18 protein-coding genes are annotated in these 17,527 nt (G+C 69.1%); all 18 read left to right on the top strand.

Going from position 1 to position 17,527, the window contains the following annotated elements:
• Positions 1–25: 25 nt before the first annotated feature.
• The 18 genes from GC106_RS18080 (at position 26) to GC106_RS17995 (ending at position 17,503) form a co-directional block, all read left to right on the top strand.
• Positions 26–1,087 (top strand): Rv3626c family coenzyme F420 biosynthesis-associated protein, encoded by a 1,062-nt coding sequence (locus GC106_RS18080; RefSeq protein WP_173131757.1) that lies wholly within the window; start codon positions 26–28, stop codon positions 1,085–1,087.
• Positions 1,063–1,989 (top strand): tRNA lysidine(34) synthetase TilS, encoded by a 927-nt coding sequence (gene tilS, locus GC106_RS18075; RefSeq protein WP_173131754.1) that lies wholly within the window; start codon positions 1,063–1,065, stop codon positions 1,987–1,989. Before GC106_RS18080 ends, tilS begins: the two co-directional genes overlap by 25 nt.
• Positions 1,990–2,007: 18 nt before the next feature.
• Positions 2,008–2,562, top strand: coding sequence for a hypoxanthine phosphoribosyltransferase (hpt, locus tag GC106_RS18070; protein WP_173131740.1), 555 nt, complete (start codon positions 2,008–2,010; stop codon positions 2,560–2,562).
• Positions 2,563–2,787: 225 nt separating this feature from the next.
• Positions 2,788–4,959, top strand: a complete 2,172-nt coding sequence (ftsH, locus tag GC106_RS18065; RefSeq protein WP_173131737.1) for an ATP-dependent zinc metalloprotease FtsH — start codon at positions 2,788–2,790, stop codon at positions 4,957–4,959.
• A gap of 11 nt (positions 4,960–4,970) precedes the next feature.
• Positions 4,971–5,591: a GTP cyclohydrolase I FolE gene (gene folE / locus GC106_RS18060; protein WP_173131734.1), complete on the top strand. Its 621-nt coding sequence runs from the start codon at positions 4,971–4,973 to the stop codon at positions 5,589–5,591.
• Positions 5,588–6,424, top strand: a complete 837-nt coding sequence (gene folP, locus GC106_RS18055) for a dihydropteroate synthase (RefSeq protein WP_173131731.1) — start codon at positions 5,588–5,590, stop codon at positions 6,422–6,424. The genes folE and folP overlap by 4 nt, the downstream gene beginning before the upstream one ends.
• Positions 6,421–6,780: a dihydroneopterin aldolase gene (gene folB / locus GC106_RS18050; RefSeq protein WP_173132312.1), complete on the top strand. Its 360-nt coding sequence runs from the start codon at positions 6,421–6,423 to the stop codon at positions 6,778–6,780. The genes folP and folB overlap by 4 nt, the downstream gene beginning before the upstream one ends.
• On the top strand, positions 6,780–7,265 hold the full coding sequence (gene folK / locus GC106_RS18045; protein ID WP_173131728.1) for a 2-amino-4-hydroxy-6-hydroxymethyldihydropteridine diphosphokinase: 486 nt from the start codon (positions 6,780–6,782) through the stop codon (positions 7,263–7,265). The genes folB and folK overlap by 1 nt, the downstream gene beginning before the upstream one ends.
• Positions 7,262–7,720 carry a DUF3180 domain-containing protein gene (locus tag GC106_RS18040; RefSeq protein ID WP_173131725.1) on the top strand — a complete coding sequence of 153 codons (459 nt, stop codon included), beginning with the start codon at positions 7,262–7,264 and terminating at the stop codon, positions 7,718–7,720. Before folK ends, GC106_RS18040 begins: the two co-directional genes overlap by 4 nt.
• 79 nt (positions 7,721–7,799) lie before the next feature.
• On the top strand, positions 7,800–9,191 hold the full coding sequence (locus GC106_RS18035) for a DUF6779 domain-containing protein (protein WP_217280652.1): 1,392 nt from the start codon (positions 7,800–7,802) through the stop codon (positions 9,189–9,191).
• Between the two features lie 615 nt (positions 9,192–9,806).
• A complete protein-coding gene (locus GC106_RS18030) occupies positions 9,807–10,880 on the top strand; it encodes a PrsW family intramembrane metalloprotease (RefSeq protein ID WP_246366208.1) in 1,074 nt (357 codons plus the stop codon).
• A 38-nt stretch (positions 10,881–10,918) separates the two neighbouring features.
• Positions 10,919–11,812, top strand: coding sequence for a Rossmann-like and DUF2520 domain-containing protein (locus tag GC106_RS18025; protein ID WP_173131721.1), 894 nt, complete (start codon positions 10,919–10,921; stop codon positions 11,810–11,812).
• On the top strand, positions 11,809–12,705 hold the full coding sequence (gene panC / locus GC106_RS18020; RefSeq protein WP_173131718.1) for a pantoate--beta-alanine ligase: 897 nt from the start codon (positions 11,809–11,811) through the stop codon (positions 12,703–12,705). The genes GC106_RS18025 and panC overlap by 4 nt, the downstream gene beginning before the upstream one ends.
• A 17-nt stretch (positions 12,706–12,722) precedes the next feature.
• Positions 12,723–13,205: an aspartate 1-decarboxylase gene (gene panD / locus GC106_RS18015; protein WP_173131715.1), complete on the top strand. Its 483-nt coding sequence runs from the start codon at positions 12,723–12,725 to the stop codon at positions 13,203–13,205.
• Position 13,206: 1 nt separating this feature from the next.
• Complete coding sequence (locus GC106_RS18010) at positions 13,207–13,992, top strand: type III pantothenate kinase (protein WP_173131712.1); 786 nt, start codon at positions 13,207–13,209, stop codon at positions 13,990–13,992.
• A 625-nt stretch (positions 13,993–14,617) separates the two neighbouring features.
• Positions 14,618–16,072 carry a lysine--tRNA ligase gene (lysS, locus tag GC106_RS18005; RefSeq protein WP_173132306.1) on the top strand — a complete coding sequence of 485 codons (1,455 nt, stop codon included), beginning with the start codon at positions 14,618–14,620 and terminating at the stop codon, positions 16,070–16,072.
• Between the two features lie 100 nt (positions 16,073–16,172).
• Positions 16,173–16,526, top strand: coding sequence for a histone-like nucleoid-structuring protein Lsr2 (locus tag GC106_RS18000; protein ID WP_173131709.1), 354 nt, complete (start codon positions 16,173–16,175; stop codon positions 16,524–16,526).
• Positions 16,527–16,672: 146 nt separating this feature from the next.
• Positions 16,673–17,503, top strand: coding sequence for an ABC transporter ATP-binding protein (locus GC106_RS17995; protein WP_173131707.1), 831 nt, complete (start codon positions 16,673–16,675; stop codon positions 17,501–17,503).
• Positions 17,504–17,527: the final 24 nt, after the last annotated feature.

The following is a 17,527-nucleotide window of genomic DNA, read 5'->3' as shown; positions in this document are numbered from 1 at the left end:
CAAATGCTCAGGTAGCGTCGGTGTCGTGGAAGCGGCTACGGAGCTCAGGCGCGGGGCGGGGTCGCCGGTCGACTGGTCCCTGGCCATCTCGACCGGGCAACGCCTGGTGCGGCGTGGACCCGATGTGCCGATGGCGGAGGCCGAGGCCACGGTCCGGGATCTGCGGGACGCCACCGACGTCGCCGAGGGGCACGTCCGTGAGCTCACCGGTCTCGGGCACGGCCTTCCCCTCCCGCCCGGCGAGGTGGTGGACCGGCCCGGCTGGATCAGGGCGTCCGCCGAAGGCCTCGAAGTCCTGACCGAGGGCGCGTTGCCGAGGGCCTACACCGGCCCGGTCGGCGCCGTCATGGCGGGCAGCGCGGGTGTGCAGGCGGGCATGGTGCTGGCGTTCCTCGGCAGCCGTGTGCTCGGCCAGTACGACCCGTTCAACGACGGCCGTCTGCTGCTCGTCGCGCCCAACATCATTGGCGCGCAACGGGCTTTGGACGTCGCGGCGAGCGACTTCCGGATGTGGGTCTGCCTGCACGAGTGCACGCACCGGCTGCAGTTCACCGCCGTGCCGTGGCTCAGGGACTACTTCTCCGGCCAGGTCCGCGCGTTCCTGTCCGGGATGGACGACACCGCCGCGAGCGCGCTCAACCGGTTCCCGGACGTCATCAAGGAGGCGCGCCGCCGGTCGCTCGACCCGGACGCGTCGTCCGGCCCGGTCACGTTGATGGAACTGTTGCAGTCGCCCGAACAGCGCGAGGTGTTCGACCGGCTCATCGCACTGTCCACGTTGCTCGAAGGCCACGCCGACTTCGTGATGGACGCGGTCGGCCCGTCGGTCGTGCCGAGCGTCGAGGTCATCCGCGACCGGTTCACCGAGCGCCGCCGCGGCGGCGGCCTGCTCGACCGGGTGCTGCGCACGCTGCTCGGGGTGGACGCCAAGGTCAAGCAGTACGCGGCGGGTGCCAAGTTCACCCGGCACGTCGTCGACCAGGCCGGGATGGCCGGGTTCAACGCGGTGTGGACGTCGGCCGAGACGCTGCCGCGCCGCTCGGAGATCACGGACCCGGACGCATGGTTGCGGCGAGTGCGGCCCTGATCGTCCGCAAGGCCGTCAAGGATCTGCTGCCCAGCATCGAAGGCCCGGTCGCCGTCGCGGTGTCCGGCGGCGCCGACTCGCTCGCCCTCGCCGCGGCGGCGAGAATGGTGACCGAGGTCAGGGCACTGATCGTCGATCACGGCCTGCAACAGGGCTCGGCCGAGGTCGCCAGGGAGGCCGCGGCTCAGCTCGAACCGCTGGACATCCGGGCCGAGATCCTCGAAGTACGGGTGAACGGCCCCGGCGGGACAGAGGCGGCGGCCAGGCGTGCACGCTACGAAGCCCTCCGAGCCGCCCACGACGGCGTGATCCTGCTCGGCCACACCCTTGACGACCAGGCCGAAACCGTGCTGCTCGGGCTCGGCCGCGGCTCCGGGCCGCGGTCCATCGCGGGCATGCGGCCGCTCGACCCGCCGTGGGGACGGCCACTGCTGAAGATCAGACGGACCGTGACCGCCGGCGCGTGCGCGGAACTCGGCCTCAAGCCGTGGTGCGATCCACACAACAGCGACCCGGTGTTCACCCGTGTGCGCCTCAGACATGAAGTGATCCCCCTCATGGAGGAGGTGCTGCAAGGCGGTGTGGCCGGCGCGCTCGCGCGGACGGCCGGTCAGTTGCGCGAGGACCTCGACGCGTTGGACGCGCTGGCCGAAACGATCTACCGGGACAACGAGAACATGCTGGTAGCGGGCCTGCTACCGCATCCGGCCGCGCTGCGCCGCCGGGTGCTGCGAAGGTGGCTGAAAGATGCCGGAGTGCCCGAACTCACCGACGGTCATCTGCGTTCGGTCGACGCTCTGGTGGGCGAGTGGCGTGGTCAGGGTGGCGTCTGGTTGCCCGGCGGCTTTGTGGCGTGCCGCTCGCATGGCAGGCTCTGCGTGCAACCGCCAGGCCGGACTTGAAACCGAGAGGGAGCAGGCGTGTACGACGGCGACATCGCCTCCGTGCTGATCACCGAACAAGAGATCAACGAGAAGATCGCCGAACTCGCCAAGCAGATAGCCGAGGACTATCCGGCCGGCGGCGCCCGGCAGGACCTTGTCCTCGTCGGTGTGCTCAAAGGCGCGGTGATGTTCATGACGGACCTGGCGCGTGCGCTGCCAGTGCCCGTCCAGCTCGAGTTCATGGCGGTCAGCTCGTACGGATCGGCCACGTCCAGCTCGGGCGTCGTGCGGATCCTCAAGGACCTCGACCGGGACATCGCCGGCCGGGACGTGCTGATCGTCGAGGACATCATCGACTCGGGCCTGACGCTGTCGTGGCTGCTGAAGAACCTGGCCTCGCGCGGCCCCGCCACGCTGCGGGTCTGCACGCTGCTGCGCAAGCCCGAGGCGATCAAGGTGGACGTGCCGGTCGAGTACGTCGGGTTCGAGATCCCGAATGACTTCGTCGTCGGATACGGCCTGGACTACGCCGAGCGCTACCGCGACCTGCCGTACATCGGCACGTTGGCACCGGCCGTCTACTCATCCTGAGGAAGCCCTCAGGTTCGCTGGGAACCGGTCGTGCGATTCGCCCGTTGTCTCCACTGTCCAGCGCGGATCCACCGGAAACGAGCTACCCTCGTTCACTTGGCGCGTGACGCGCTGGAAGTGGGCGGTACGCTGGATGGACCGGATTGCCCCGCCGGCCGGGTAGTGGGGCTCACTACCCGAAATGCAAGTCAGGGAGGGTCGAGGCCGCCCGGCGGCCGTAAGTGAATGGACCGCAAGCGACTGCTCCGTAACCCGCTGCTCTGGATCCTGGCAGTGGTCCTGCTGTACCTCGCGTTCAGCACGATCTTCGACTCGAACCGCGGGTTCGCCCAGGTCTCGACGACCAAGGCGATCGCCCAGATCAACAGCGGCAACGTGGAGAAGGCGACGCTCGAGGACAAAGAGCAGCAGCTGAAGCTGATCCTCAGGGACCCGGCGAAGGCGGACAACCAGAAGCAGATCATCACGTCCTTCCCGGCGCAGGCCGGCGACGACGTGTTCAACGTTCTGCGCACGAACAACGTGGACTTCGAGACGAAGGTCACACAGGAGTCCTTCTTCACGCAGATCCTGTTGTTCGCGATCCCCTTGGTGCTGCTCGGCCTGCTCCTGCTCTGGATGATGAACAACGTCCAGGGTGGCGGGAACCGGGTGATGAACTTCGGCAAGTCCAAGGCCAAGCAGTTGTCCAAGGACATGCCCAAGACCACGTTCGCCGACGTGGCCGGGGCCGACGAGGCCGTCGAAGAGCTCTACGAGATCAAGGACTTCCTGCAGAACCCGGGCCGCTACCAGGCGCTCGGCGCGAAGATCCCGAAGGGCGTGCTGCTCTACGGGCCGCCGGGAACCGGTAAGACCCTGCTCGCCAGGGCGGTGGCCGGTGAGGCGGGAGTGCCGTTCTACACGATCTCCGGCTCCGACTTCGTCGAGATGTTCGTCGGTGTGGGTGCCTCCCGCGTTCGCGACCTGTTCGAGCAGGCCAAGCAGAACGCGCCGTGCATCATCTTCGTCGACGAGATCGACGCCGTCGGCCGCCAGCGTGGCGCGGGCCTCGGCGGTGGCCACGACGAACGTGAGCAGACCCTCAACCAGCTGCTGGTCGAGATGGACGGCTTCGACGCACGCGGCGGGATCATCCTGATCGCGGCGACCAACCGCCCGGACATCCTCGACCCGGCGCTGCTGCGCCCCGGCCGGTTCGACCGGCAGATCCCGGTCTCCGCACCGGACCTGACCGGGCGCAAGAAGATCCTGGAGGTGCACGCCAAGGGCAAGCCGATGGCACCCGACGTGGACCTGAGCGGTCTCGCCAAGCGGACGGTCGGCATGTCCGGCGCGGACCTGGCGAACGTGCTCAACGAGGCCGCCCTGCTGACCGCCCGCCAGAACGGCACGCTGATCGACGGCGCCGCGCTGGAGGAGTCGGTGGACCGCGTGATCGGCGGCCCGGCCCGCAAGAGCCGGATCATCTCCGAGAAGGAGAAGAAGATCACCGCCTACCACGAGGGCGGGCACGCGCTGGCCGCGTGGGCGATGCCGGACCTCGAACCGGTCTACAAGCTGACGATCCTGCCGCGTGGCCGCACCGGTGGGCACGCCCTGGTCGTCCCCGAGGACGACAAGGGCTTGATGACCCGTTCGGAGATGATCGCGCGCCTGGTGTTCGCACTGGGCGGCCGGTCGGCCGAGGAGCTCGTCTTCCACGAGCCGACCACCGGCGCGTCCTCGGACATCGAGCAGGCCACCAAGATCGCCAAGGCGATGGTGACCGAGTACGGCATGAGCGCCCGGCTGGGTGCCGTGAAGTACGGCCAGGAGCACGGCGACCCGTTCCTCGGCCGGTCGATGGGCCACGCCGTGGACTACTCGCTCGAAGTCGCGCACGAGATCGACGAGGAGGTGCGCAAGCTCATCGAGGCGGCGCACACCGAGGCGTGGGAGGTGCTCAACACCTACCGCGACGTGCTCGACGAGCTCGTGGTCGAACTGCTCGACAAGGAGACCTTGCAGCGCAAGGACCTCGAGCGGATCTTCTCCCGGGTGGAGAAGCGGCCCCGGATCACCGCGTTCAACGACTTCGGCGAGCGTGTGCCGTCCGACAAGCCGCCGATCAAGACCCGCGGCGAGCTGGCGATGGAGCGTGGCGAGCCGTGGCCGCCGATCCAGGAGGAGCCGGAGCCGACCCCGGTCGGTGCCGTCGGCGGTGCCAAGGACCTGCCGAAGGAGGCCGCCAGCAACGGCGCGCTGCCGAACGGCCTGCCTGCCGGCCCCGGCCCGTACGTGCCGTCCTCCGAGGGCAGGCCCGGTGGCCCGCCGAACTACGGCGCGCCTCCCGGCTGGCGTCCGGCGACCTCGCCGCCGCAGCCGGACAAGGATGATCGGGACGGTAGGAACTGAGCATCGAGTCAGTGAACGGAGCGGGTGCGTCCCCAGCGGACGGTGCCCGCTCCGTTCGTCCCGTTTTCGACCAGGCACGTGCCGAGAAGGCCGTGCGTGAGCTGCTGCTGGCCTGCGGCGAGGACCCTGACCGCGAGGGTCTCGCCGACACCCCGGCCCGGGTGGCCCGCGCGTACCGCGAGATGTTCGCCGGCCTGTACATGGACCCGGATGCCGTGCTGGCCAAGACCTTCGACGAGTCCCATGAGGAACTCGTCCTGGTCACCGACATCCCGATGTACTCGACCTGCGAACACCACCTCGTGCCGTTTCACGGCGTCGCCCACGTCGGGTACATCCCGAACGAGCACGGCAAGGTCACCGGACTGTCCAAACTGGCCAGGCTGGTCGACGCGTTCGCCAAACGGCCGCAGGTCCAGGAGAGGCTGACGTCCCAGGTGGCCGACTCGCTGATGCGCACGTTGCGGCCGCGCGGGGTGATCGTGGTCGTCGAGGCCGAGCACCTGTGCATGTCGATGCGCGGCATCCGCAAGCCCGGCGCGCGTACGACGACTTCGGCTGTGCGCGGCCAGTTCAAGACGTCGGCGTCGTCCCGTGCGGAGGCGTTGGACCTGATCAAGGCACGGCGATGACGCACCGGCTGCTGCCCGACCCGGGCCGCTGCGTGGTGATGGGTGTCCTCAACGTGACACCGGATTCGTTCTCCGACGGCGGCCGCTACTTCACTGTGGACGATGCGCTGCGGCACGCGCACGAGATGTGGGAAGCGGGCGCCGACCTGATCGACGTCGGCGGCGAGTCGACCCGGCCGGGCGCCGAGCGGGTGGCCGCCGAGGTGGAGATCGGCCGGGTCGAGCCGGTGATCAGGGAACTGGCCGCGGCGGGCGTCCGGATCAGCGTGGACACCATGCGGGCCCGTGTCGCCGAGGCCGCGCTGGCGGCGGGCGCGACCGTCGTGAACGACGTGTCCGGCGGCCTGGCGGACAAGGACATGGCGCGGGTCGTCGCGGACGCGCAGGTGCCGTGGATCCTGATGCACTGGCGTGGCCACAGCAAGGACATGAACTCGCTGGCCGACTACACCGACGTCGTCGCCGAAGTCCGCGACGAGCTGTGCCGGCGGGTGGACGCGGCGCTGGCCGCCGGGGTGGCACCGGACGCGGTCGTGATCGACCCCGGGCTCGGGTTCGCGAAACAGGCCCCGCACGACTGGGCGTTGCTGCGCGGCCTGGACGTCTTCATCGACCTGGGGTATCCCGTGCTGGTCGGGGCGTCGCGCAAACGTTTCATCGGCCGGTTGCTGGCCGGCAAGGACGGCACTCCCCGCCCGCCCGACGGCCGTGAGGACGCGACCGCCGCGATCTCCACGATGGCCGCCGCGAAAGGCGTCTGGGGTGTGCGGGTGCACGACGTCATGCGGTCGCTCGACGCGGTACGAGTGGTGGCGGAATGGGGGCGGGCTTGAGCGACCGGATCACGCTCACCGGGCTGCGGGTACGCGGCAACCACGGTGTCTTCGAGCACGAGAAGCGCGACGGGCAGGACTTCGTCGTCGACATCACGGTTTGGCTGGACCTGACCGACGCCGCGAAGACCGACGACCTGGCCAAGACCATGCACTACGGCGAACTGGCCGAGCGCGCGGCCGCGATCGTCGCCGGACCGGCACGTGACCTGATCGAATCGGTCGCCGGCGAGATCGCCGACGACGTGATGACCGACGAGCGCGTCACCGCGGTCGAGGTGACCGTGCACAAGCCGTCCGCGCCGATCCCGCTGACCTTCGCGGACGTCTCGGTCACCGTGCGGCGGGACCGCTGATGACCACCGCCGTCCTGTCGATCGGCTCCAACATGGGCGATCGGCTCGCGCACCTGCAGTCCGCAGTGGACGGTCTGCCCGCGTTGGCCGTGTCCGCTGTGTACGAGACGGCGCCGTGGGGCGTGACGGACCAGGACGACTTCCTCAACGCGATCGTGATCGCGTCCCACGAGGGCTTCGGCGAGTGGGACTGGCTGCGCCGCGCCCACGAACTGGAGAACGCCGCCGGGCGTGTCCGGGATGTCCGGTGGGGCCCGCGTTCGCTCGACGTGGACGTGATTACGGTTACCGGGGTCACGAGCATCGACCCGCGGCTGGAGTTGCCGCATCCGCGGGCGCACGAGCGGGCGTTTGTCCTGGTGCCGTGGCTGGACGTGCAGCCGGACGCCGAACTGCCGGGCCACGGCCGGATCGCCGACCTGGTCGCGCGGCTGGCGGACGAGGGCGTGCGGCGCCGGGACGATCTCAAGCTGGAGGCGGTGTGAGGTTCACCAGGCCGCGTGACCTGGTCATAGCGGGACTGCTCGCCGCGGTCGTGCTGTATCTGATCATGCAGTCGGCCTACGGCTCGCTGCCGCCGTTGCCCACGTTGGCGGGCATCAGCCTGGTCATCATCGCGATCGTCGACGTCGCGTTGGGATTCTCCCTGAGATCCCGGATCAAGGGGACCAACCCGGGCAAGCCGGTGCAGGCGCTGACGGCGGCTCGCGCGGTCGCGTTGGCCAAGGCTTCGTCCGTGCTCGGCGCGATCATGCTCGGCGCCTGGCTCGGCGTGCTGGTTTACGTGCTTCCTAAACGGGCAGATGTCCTGGCGGCGGCGAACGACACGTCCAGTGCGGTCGTCGGCGCGTTGTGTTCGGCAGCACTGATCGCGGCCGGTCTGTGGCTGGAGCACTGCTGCCGGACCCCGGATGACCCCAAGGAGCCGGACGACCGTTGATCGTTCCAAAGCGTGAATTGAGCGCTGGTTCGGCCACGAGCAGGTCTCGGACCGGTAACTGACGGGTACGGTGTTAGGCATGTCCGGCCGTGCCGCCCCGACGCGCGACTCCAGCAGAGTGCCGAGCACGGCGCGGCTGCTGCTGGGCGGCGCGTTGGTCCTGGTCCTCGGCGCGACACTGATCCTGGTCCTCACCGACGACGCCCGGTTCCTCAAGATGGGCATCCTCGCGGCGCTGTGGGCCGCGTTGGTCGGCGCCTTCCTGGCCGCGCGGTTCCGCCGTCAGGTGGCCGACAAGACCGATGACGCCGCCAGTATGCAGGCGGTCTACGAGCTCGAACTGGAGCGGGAGATCGCCGCGCGGCGCGAGTTCGAACTGGAGCTGGAAGCCGAGGTCAAGCGCAAGGCGGAAGAACAGTCCCGCGCGGACATCGAGGCCCTGCGCTCCGAGCTCGGCCAGCTGCGGGAGACGCTGCAGTCGCTGCTCGGCGGCGAAGTCCTCGTCGAACGGTTCGCCCTCCAGGCGCAGGCGACCCGGATGCGGTCGTTGCCCGACGAGTCCCACCAACTGCCCCAGCAGGGCCAGATGATGAAGCGCCTGAACCCGGCAGGCAACCAGCAGCAGGTGATCATCCCGAGCGACCCGCAGACCGAGCTGATCGACCGCGTCCCGGCGGACCGTCCGCGCGGCGGCAACGCCCGTCCGCAGCCGCAGCGGCCCCAGCAGCAACGCCCGGCGCGCGAACCGGCCGAACGCCAGGTCCAGATCCGCCCGCCCCGCCGTGACGACCCCGCCGACCCGGGTTCGGGCTGGTGGGAGCCGGTGACGCCGGTGAACCAGCAGTACCACCGTCCGGTGGCCGGTGACTCGGCCAACAGCCTGGGCGAGGGCATCGACCCGGACTGGACCCCGTCGTGGGAGCGCAACGGGTCCCAGCCGCCATCCCAGTCGCCATCCCAGCCGCCATCCCGGCCGCAGGCAGGCCGCCCGCCCCGGCCGCCGAAGAAGCCCGAGCCGCAGCCGAGCCGTCCGATGCCGCGCCCGGAGCCCGAGGCCCCGACGCAGATCCAGCCCCTGCCGGAGACTCCGGAGCCCACGGTCCGCAAGCCGGTCGTCCGATCACCGGAACCGCCCCCGCCACCCCCGCCGGTCCGCAAACCCGAACCTGCGACCCGCGTCGTGCAGGTCCCACCGACCATCGACGAGAGCGCGGGCCGCCGCCGCGCCCCCGAGTCGCCTGGTCCCGAGGCCGCCGGTGGCGGGCGTCGACGCAAGCCGGACGACGCCCCGTCCTGGCAGGAGACGTTCCAGGCCCGGCAGCAAGAGCAACCGTCCGGCAGCCACGCCAAACCCGCCCCACCGCCGGAGCCCACCGGCTCGCACGCCGAGGGCAAGTCGGTCAACGAGCTGCTGGCGGCCTACGGCGCAGGCGGCGACAAACCCCGACGCAGGCGCCGCAAGAAGGACTGACCCCTTCCCGCCCGCTCCACCACGGTGAAACGCCCACTCCGGCACGCCGTGTCCCCCGTTCCGGCACGCCGTGTCCACCGCTCGGGCAGGTCGTGTCCACCGCTCAGGCACCGCGTGTTGCGCGTTCCAGCACCCCGAGATGCGCGTTCCAGCACCCCGAGTCGCGCGTTCCGGCACCCCGAGTCGCGCGTTCCGGCATTGCGTGTCCGCCGTTTCGGCAGGTCGTGTCCACCAGTCCAGCACCTTGAGATGCGCGTTCCGGCACCGTGAAGCATCCGGTCCGGCACCGCCCGGCGGCCCTGACTAGCGAACGGAACCGTTCGCGAAACCAGTTGTCCACAACCGGCCGGTAACCCCTGTGACCAGGCACTATCCCCGGTAGACTGGCCACGGGGTCGCCCCCCGGGAGTGGTGGGGGCATGGCAAGGGGCGGGCGAAGTCGTGGTCGTGGGGTGTCGGCGCAGTGTGCGGGTGGGGTGAGGGGCGGAATCGCCCACTTTGGCGTAACTCCGCATTCGGCCGGAAACCGGGCGGCTAAGGTCTCCCGCTGTGATGATCCAGGAGCCGGCTGTGCCTGTTCGGCCGACGCCACGGCGCAGGACCGTTCTGCTGCCCATGGTCGGGCTGATTCTGCTGAGCCTGTGCGGCATCGGCGTGTTCGCGTATCTCACGGCCAGCGTGGGCGTTGTCGCCGAGCTTGTCGGGTTGGCGGTGGCGCTGCTGCCGGTCGGGCCCGTCGTCGCCGCGTTCCTCTGGATCGACAGGTGGGAGCCGGAACCCGCGAGGCTGCTGTGGCTGGCGTTCGCCTGGGGCGCGTGTGGCGCCACCATCACCGCGCTTCTCATCAACAACACCGCTGAGGCCGTTGGCGACTTGCTCCTGGGCAAGGGCAACGGGGACGCGGTCGCGGCCGTGGTCTCCGCGCCGCTCATCGAGGAGGCCGCGAAGGCCGCGTTCGTGCTCGGCGTCTACCTGTGGAAGCGGCAGGAGTTCAACGGTGTCATCGACGGCATCGTGTACGCCGGGATGTGCGCGGCCGGGTTCGCGTTCACCGAGAACATCTACTACTTCGGGCGCATCTTCGGGGAGCACGGGTTCGGGACGGCGCAGACCGCCGGGGTCGTGGCCGCTTTCATCCTGCGTGGGGTGCTGTCGCCGTTCACGCATCCGTTGTTCACGATCATGACCGGGGTCGGGATCGGTATCGCCGCGGGCACCCGGAGACAGTGGGTACGGGTCGCCGGGCCGCTCGGCGGGTATCTGGCCGCGGTCGTGCTGCACTCGCTGTGGAACTCGGCGGCGACTCTGGGCAATGCCACGACGTTCCTCAACGTGTACTTCCTGATCATGTTGCCGGTGTTCCTCGGCGCCGCGCTGCTCGCCAACTGGGCGCGCAAACGGGAGGCGAAGATCATCGCGGTCGCCTTGCCGCGACTGGTCGACGAGGGGCTCATCGCGGCCAACGAGGTCGAGTTGCTGTCCAACCTCAAACGTCGCCGGGAGTGGCGGCGCAAGGTCGCCCGCAAGGCCGGGCCGCAGGCCGGGCGGGCCGTCGCCGACTACCAGACCGCCGTCACTGAGCTGGCGTTTCACCGTCACAGCCATGCCGACGGCGAAGACGAGCAGCTGTTGACACAGGCAGTTCGCGTGAGCCGGGCCACGGCGGTCAGCGCCGCAAAGCGCCAATAGTTACGCTCTGACCTTGGTTTGACGAAAGGACAAGGGTAATGAGCCGTCCCGCGCGCCTCGGAGTGGGCGTGGTGTCCGCTGGCCGAGTCGGTGCGGTGATGGGCGCCGCGCTGGCCAGGGCCGGACACGCGGTGGTCGCCGCGTCGGGGGTGTCGCGTGACTCCGTGCGGCGCGCCGAGGAGTTGCTGCCTGGCGTTCCGTTGCTCCCGCCGGACGAGGTGGTGAGCAAGGCCGACCTGGTGCTGCTGGCGTTACCGGATGACGCACTGGAAGGCATGGTGCGCGGGCTCGCGGCCGCGGGTGCGTTGCGGCCGGGGCAGATCGTCGTGCACACGTCCGGGGCGTACGGCGTCGACGTCCTGCAGCCCGCGGCGGACCAGGGTGCTTTGCCGTTGGCCCTGCACCCGGTGATGACGTTCACCGGTCGTGCCGAGGATCTTGACCGGCTTGTCGCATGTTCGGTCGGGGTGACCGCTCAGGACGACGACGAGGCGGCGTGGAACGTCGGCGAGGCGCTGGTCGTGGAGATGGGCTCCGACCCGATCCGGGTGCCCTCGGCGGCTCGTCCGGCGTATCACACGGCGTTGGCGCACGCGGCGAATCACCTGATCACGTTGGTCGCCGACTCGGCCGACCTGTTGAGGCAGTCCGGCATCGGCTCCCCGGAGCGCATGCTCGGACCGCTCCTGTCGGCCGCACTGGACAATGCACTGCGGCACGGCGACCGCGCGCTGACCGGGCCGGTGGCCCGGGGCGACGCCGGTACCGTGCGCAAGCACCTGAAAGTGTTGCGGGACAACGCGCCTGAGCTGCTGCCGAGTTACCGGGAGCTGGCGCGGCGGGCCGCGCGCCGGGCGACCGGCAGCGGCCTGCTGCGCGGGGATCTCGCGCCGGACGTTTTCCAGGCCATCGATGAGGAGAGCGCTGAGTGACGGCACCGAAGGCACCCGAGTTCACCCGTGGCGCGCTGCACGTCCACAGCAGCCCGAAAGACGTCGCCCGGATCACCCGCGCGCTGCGCGCGGTGGGCAACAAGATCGTGCTCGTGCCCACGATGGGCGCGTTGCACGCCGGTCACCGTGAGCTGTTGCGCCGTGCGCGCAACATCCCGAACACCGTGGTGGTCGCGTCGATCTTCGTGAACCCCTTGCAGTTCGGGCCGAGTGAGGATCTGGACCGCTACCCGCGGCCGCTGGAGGCCGACCTGGAGGCGTGCCGCGAGGAACGGGTGGAGATCGTGTTCACGCCGGAGCGCGAGGACATGTACCCGCCGGGCTCGCAGGTGACTGTCCATCCTGGACCGCTGGGCGACGACCTGGAAGGAAGTGTCCGGAAAGGACACTTCGCGGGCGTGCTCACCGTGGTGAACAAGCTGTTCAACATCGTGCGGCCGGACTACGCGCTGTTCGGCGAGAAGGACTACCAGCAACTGGTGCTGATCAAGCGGATGGTCGCCGACCTGGACATGGACACACACGTGATCGGCGTGCCGACGGTCCGCGAACCCGACGGTCTCGCGCTGTCGTCCAGGAACGTCTATCTCGATCCCGCCGAACGCGAGAGCGCTGTCGCGCTGTCCGCCGCGTTGGCGGCGGGTGCCTTCGCGGGCCGCCGTGGGCACGAAGAGGTGCTCAAAGCCGCCCGCGGAGTGCTGGCGGAGCATCCCGAGGTCGCCGTCGACTACCTCGAACTGCGTGCTCCTGACCTCGGTCCGGCCCCCGAGCAGGGGGAGGCGAGGCTGCTCGTGGCCGCCCGGGTCGGCACCACGAGACTCATCGACAACACCGGCCTCCGGCTGGGCGAACCGCCCGAGCCGGGGCTGTGACAAGGGGGTACACCACCATGTTGCGCACGATGCTGAAGTCCAAGATCCACCGGGCCACCGTCACCCAGGCCGACCTGCACTACGTCGGCTCGGTCACGGTGGACGCCGACCTGATGGAAGCCGCCGACCTGCTGGCGGGCGAACAGGTCACCATCGTGGACGTGACCAACGGCGCGCGCCTGGAGACGTACGTCATCGAGGGCGAGCGGGGCAGCGGCGTGATCGGCATCAACGGTGCCGCCGCGCACCTGGTGCACCCCGGTGACATCGTGATCATGATCGCCTACGGGATCATGGCCGACGCGGAGGCCTCGGCCTTCCGCCCCAAGGTCGTGTTCGTCGACGGGCAGAACAAGGTCGTCGACCTCGGTACCGACCCGGCGCACGCGCCTGAGGACTCCGGCCTGCTCAGCGGGGCCGACGTCGAACAGGCCGCGCCGTCGGCGGAGACGGCGGACGCCGCCGCGCTGGACGCCTTGCTCCAGCCGGAGAATTCCTGACGTGCTCTTCGCGATCGACGTCGGCAACACCAACATCGCCCTCGGTCTGTACTCCGGCGAGAAGCTCGTCCGCGACTGGCGGATGCGCACCGTCGCCGGGATGACCGCGGACGAACTCGCCCTCACCATGCGGGGCCTGCTGGGGGAGCACGCCGACCGCGTCACGGCGGTGTCCGCGTTGTCCACGGTTCCCGCCGTGCTGCGGGAACTCCGGGTCATGCTCGGCCGCTACTACGCCGACGTGCCGCAACTCATTGTGGAGCCGGGAATCCGTACCGGCGTTCCGTTGCTTGTGGACAATCCTAAGGAGGTCGGCGGCGACCGGGTGATCAACACCCTGGCCGCGCACCACCTGTACAGCACCGCCTGTGTGGTCGTCGACTTCGGCACGTCGACGAACATCGACGTGATCTCCGCCAAGGGCGAATTCCTCGGCGGCGTTTTCGCGCCGGGCATCGAGATCTCCGTGGACGCGCTGGCCGCCCGCGCGGCCGCGTTGCGCAAGGTGGAACTCGTCCGGCCGCGTTCGGTGATCGGCAAGAACACCGTGGAATGCCTGCAGGCGGGCATTCTCTACGGATTCGCGGGCCAGGTCGACGGGCTGGTGGCCAGGATCATCGCGGAACTGCGGTCCCAGGGGCACGACAAAGCCGGGCCGGTGACCGTGATCGCCACCGGCGGCCTCGCGCCACTGGTGATCGCCGAGTCGGCGACCATCCGGCACCACCACCCGGATTTGACTCTGCTCGGCCTGCGGCTGGTGTTCGAACGCAACGTCAGGTCGTGACCACGCGTTTTGCCCGGTAGGTCATCGCCTCGACGGGAAAGCCGAACTCGCCGGCGTTCCTCGTCGCTCGCCATCAGCGTGCGGGAATGCGTGCCCACCATGCTTTTCACGGTGCGCCGGACCGAATGTGGAAAATCTTTGCGTTTGACGGACCCGAACAGCGGGATGTTCCGGGATGCCGCCACGGTCGGCTCGGATCGGTCCGGGTGCCTCGTCGAATGCGGAAACCCACGGAACGCGGTCGTCCTCGTAGTTCCACACCGCGCCCAACACGCCGCAACGGGATCCGTTCCGCCGCGCCGGTCAGCGCGGTGGCCGAGGGAAATCGTTTTCTCCAGTTCGGTTTTCCGGCGCAGGCGGCGAGATCGAGAACGTCGGCGGCGGCTTGCGGCGGCATCCAGTCGATCGCCTCGGACGAATAACCGGGGCGGTACTCCGCGTACCGCCCGGCCTGTCGGCCGAACGAACCGGCCCGCCTGGCGTGCGGTTCGAGATCCGGTCCGGTCCCGGCCGCGACGGTAGCCATATCCGGTTCGCTTCGCCGCCAGGCTTTTCCGTACCCTTTGCAGGCGTGAGTGACGAGCACGTTTCCCCAGCGCCCGAGCAAGACGACCTCCCTGAGCAGATGCGCATCCGCCGGGAGAAGCGGGAGCGGCTGCTCGCCGCCGGTGTCGAGGCCTATCCGGTCGAACTGCCGCGGACCCACACGCTGGCGCAGGTCCGGGCGCAACACCCCGACCTGGAGCCCGGCGCGGCCACCGGCGAGGTGGTGGGGGTCACCGGCCGGGTGATGTTCCTGCGCAACACCGGCAAGCTGTGCTTCGCCACGCTGCGCGAAGGTGACGGCACCGAACTGCAGGCCATGCTCAGCCTTGCCAACGTCGGCGAGGAGGCGCTGGCCGCCTGGAAGGCAGACGTCGACCTCGGCGACCACGTGTTCGTCCGCGGCGAGGTGATCACCTCCAGGCGCGGTGAGCTGTCGGTGATGGCCGAGGAATGGCGAATGGCCGCCAAGGCGCTGCGCCCGCTGCCGGTCGCGCACAAGGAGCTGTCCGAGGAGACCCGGATCAGGCAGCGCTACGTCGACCTGATCATGCGCCCGCAGGCCCGCGACGTGGTGCGGACCAGGGCCGCGGTGATGCGCTCGTTGCGTGACAGTTTTCACAGGCGCGGGTTCACCGAGGTCGAGACGCCGATGCTGCAGACGTTGCACGGCGGTGCCGCCGCGCGGCCGTTCACGACCCACTCCAACGCCTTCGACATCGACCTCTACCTGCGGATCGCCCCGGAGCTGTACCTCAAGCGGTGCGTGGTCGGCGGGATCGAGAAGGTCTTCGAGATCAACCGGAACTTCCGCAATGAGGGAAGCGATTCCTCGCATTCGCCGGAGTTCGCGATGCTGGAGTTCTACCAGGCCTACGCGACTTACGACTCGGTCGGCGTGCTGACCCGCGAGCTGATCCAGGAGGCCGCCGAGGCCGTTTTCGGTACTCAGGTGGTCACGCTCGCGGACGGTTCGGAGTACGACCTTTCCGGGGAATGGAACGCGCTGACAATGTACGGGTCGTTGTCCGAGGCCCTCGGCGAAGAGGTCACCCCGGAGACCTCGGTCGAGCAGTTGCGCAAGTTCGCCGAGCGGCACGACCTGGAAGTGGACCCCAAGCTGGGCCACGGCAAGCTGGTCGAGGAGCTGTGGGAGCACCTGGTCGGCAACGACCTGCACGCACCGACTTTCGTGCGGGATTTCCCGGTGGAGACTTCCCCGTTGACACGCCAGCATCGCGACACGCCGGGAGTCGCGGAAAAATGGGATCTTTACGTGCGTGGTTTCGAACTCGGCACCGGATACTCCGAGCTTGTCGACCCGGTCGTCGAACGGCAAAGGCTGGTCGATCAGGCCAGGCTCGGTGCCGCGGGCGACGATGAGGCGATGCAGTTGGACGAGGACTTTCTGCGCGCACTGGAGTACGGAATGCCGCCCAGCGGTGGAGTCGGAATGGGTATCGACCGGCTGCTGATGGCACTGACCGGACTCGGGATCAGGGAGACGATCCTGTTCCCACTCGTTCGCCCGCAATGAAACATGGTGGAACCGGCTATCCAAATCCATCTCGATTTGCGCTAACCTACCTCCGAGTGAGAATCATTCCGTACCGGTATTCACCCCGAGGAGGCGGCGTATGGCGCAGAAGGTCACGGTGACCCTCGTCGACGACATTGACGGTTCGGAAGCCGAAGAGACCCTTGAGTTCGGACTGGATGGCGTTTCATACCAGATCGACCTGTCCGGTGACAATGCCGGGAAGCTCAGGGAGATCCTGAGCGACTATGTGGAACACGCCCGCCGTTCCGGCGGCCGTAAGCGGTCGGCGGGCAAGCTGAGTGTCGGCGGCAAGGTGCCCAGGACGGCTTCCGTTGACCGCGACCAGAACCAGGCAATTCGGGAGTGGGCGCGCAAGAAGGGATACAAAGTTTCCGATCGCGGCCGTATCCCGAAGGAAGTCACCGAGGCTTACCACACCAACAGGGACTGACAATCCTTCAGCCCCAAAGGCCCGCGGCGTGAGCTGCGGGCCTTTTTACGTGCCCGATTCCGGGGTTGGGGCAGGCCAGGAGGGTCAGTTAGCCTTACCTAACCAGCCCGGGGCTATGCTCCGGGCGGATCTTGCGGGAGGTGCTGGTGACGACGACCCAGGTACGGCTACGGGCGAGCGAACTCGGGCTCGGTTACGGCGAGCGGCTCGTGGTCGACAACCTCGACCTCGACGTCCCCACCGGCACGGTGACCTCGGTGATCGGCCCGAACGGCTGCGGCAAGTCGACCCTGCTGCGCGCACTCGGCCGGCTGCTCTCGCCGCGCGCGGGCCAGGTCCTGCTGGACGGCAAGCGCATCGACAAGCTGCCGACGAAAGAGGTGGCGCGGACCGTCGGCCTGCTCCCGCAAACCCCGGTCGCGCCCGACGGCCTGACCGTCGCGGACCTCGTCGCCCGGGGCAGGCACCCGCACCAGACCTGGTACCGCCAATGGTCCGTGGAGGACGAAGCGGCCGTCACCGACGCCCTGCGCCTGACGAAGATGCAGGAACACGCCAACCGAGTGGTCGACGAGTTGTCCGGCGGGCAGCGTCAGCGCGCCTGGATCTCGATGACCCTCGCCCAGGGCACGGAGCTGCTGCTGCTCGACGAGCCGATCACGTACCTGGACCTGGCCCACCAGGTCGACGTGCTCGACCTCGTGCACGACTTGCACACGACTCGAGGCACGACCGTGGTGATGGTCCTGCACGACCTGAACCTGGCGGCCCGGTACTCGGACCGGCTCGTGGCGATGCGGGCGGGCAAGATCGTGGCCCAGGGTGACCCGGGCGACGTGCTGACCGAGGACCTGCTCCGTGACGTCTTCGACCTGGACGCCAAGATCCTGACCGATCCGGTCGCGGGCACGCCGATGGTCGTCCCGATCGGTTCCCGGCACCGGGCGGCGACGGCGGCCGCCGCGGCAGCCAGCTGAACCCCAGCTCACTCCTCGTGAGTG

It is taken from the genome of Kibdelosporangium persicum (assembly GCF_013280595.1).
Taxonomy (GTDB): domain Bacteria; phylum Actinomycetota; class Actinomycetes; order Mycobacteriales; family Pseudonocardiaceae; genus Kibdelosporangium; species Kibdelosporangium persicum.
This window is presented reverse-complemented; position numbering and strand designations above follow the sequence as displayed.

Coding starts and splice junctions, on each gene's coding strand:
- tilS (WP_173131754.1), top strand. CDS start 1,063: ATGGTTGCGGCGAGTGCGGCCCTGATCGTCCGCAAGGCCGTCAAGGAT.
- ftsH (WP_173131737.1), top strand. CDS start 2,788: ATGGACCGCAAGCGACTGCTCCGTAACCCGCTGCTCTGGATCCTGGCA.
- folP (WP_173131731.1), top strand. CDS start 5,588: ATGACGCACCGGCTGCTGCCCGACCCGGGCCGCTGCGTGGTGATGGGT.
- folK (WP_173131728.1), top strand. CDS start 6,780: ATGACCACCGCCGTCCTGTCGATCGGCTCCAACATGGGCGATCGGCTC.
- GC106_RS18035 (WP_217280652.1), top strand. CDS start 7,800: ATGTCCGGCCGTGCCGCCCCGACGCGCGACTCCAGCAGAGTGCCGAGC.
- GC106_RS18030 (WP_246366208.1), top strand. CDS start 9,807: ATGGTCGGGCTGATTCTGCTGAGCCTGTGCGGCATCGGCGTGTTCGCG.
- GC106_RS18025 (WP_173131721.1), top strand. CDS start 10,919: ATGAGCCGTCCCGCGCGCCTCGGAGTGGGCGTGGTGTCCGCTGGCCGA.
- panD (WP_173131715.1), top strand. CDS start 12,723: ATGTTGCGCACGATGCTGAAGTCCAAGATCCACCGGGCCACCGTCACC.
- lysS (WP_173132306.1), top strand. CDS start 14,618: ATGCGCATCCGCCGGGAGAAGCGGGAGCGGCTGCTCGCCGCCGGTGTC.
- GC106_RS18000 (WP_173131709.1), top strand. CDS start 16,173: ATGGCGCAGAAGGTCACGGTGACCCTCGTCGACGACATTGACGGTTCG.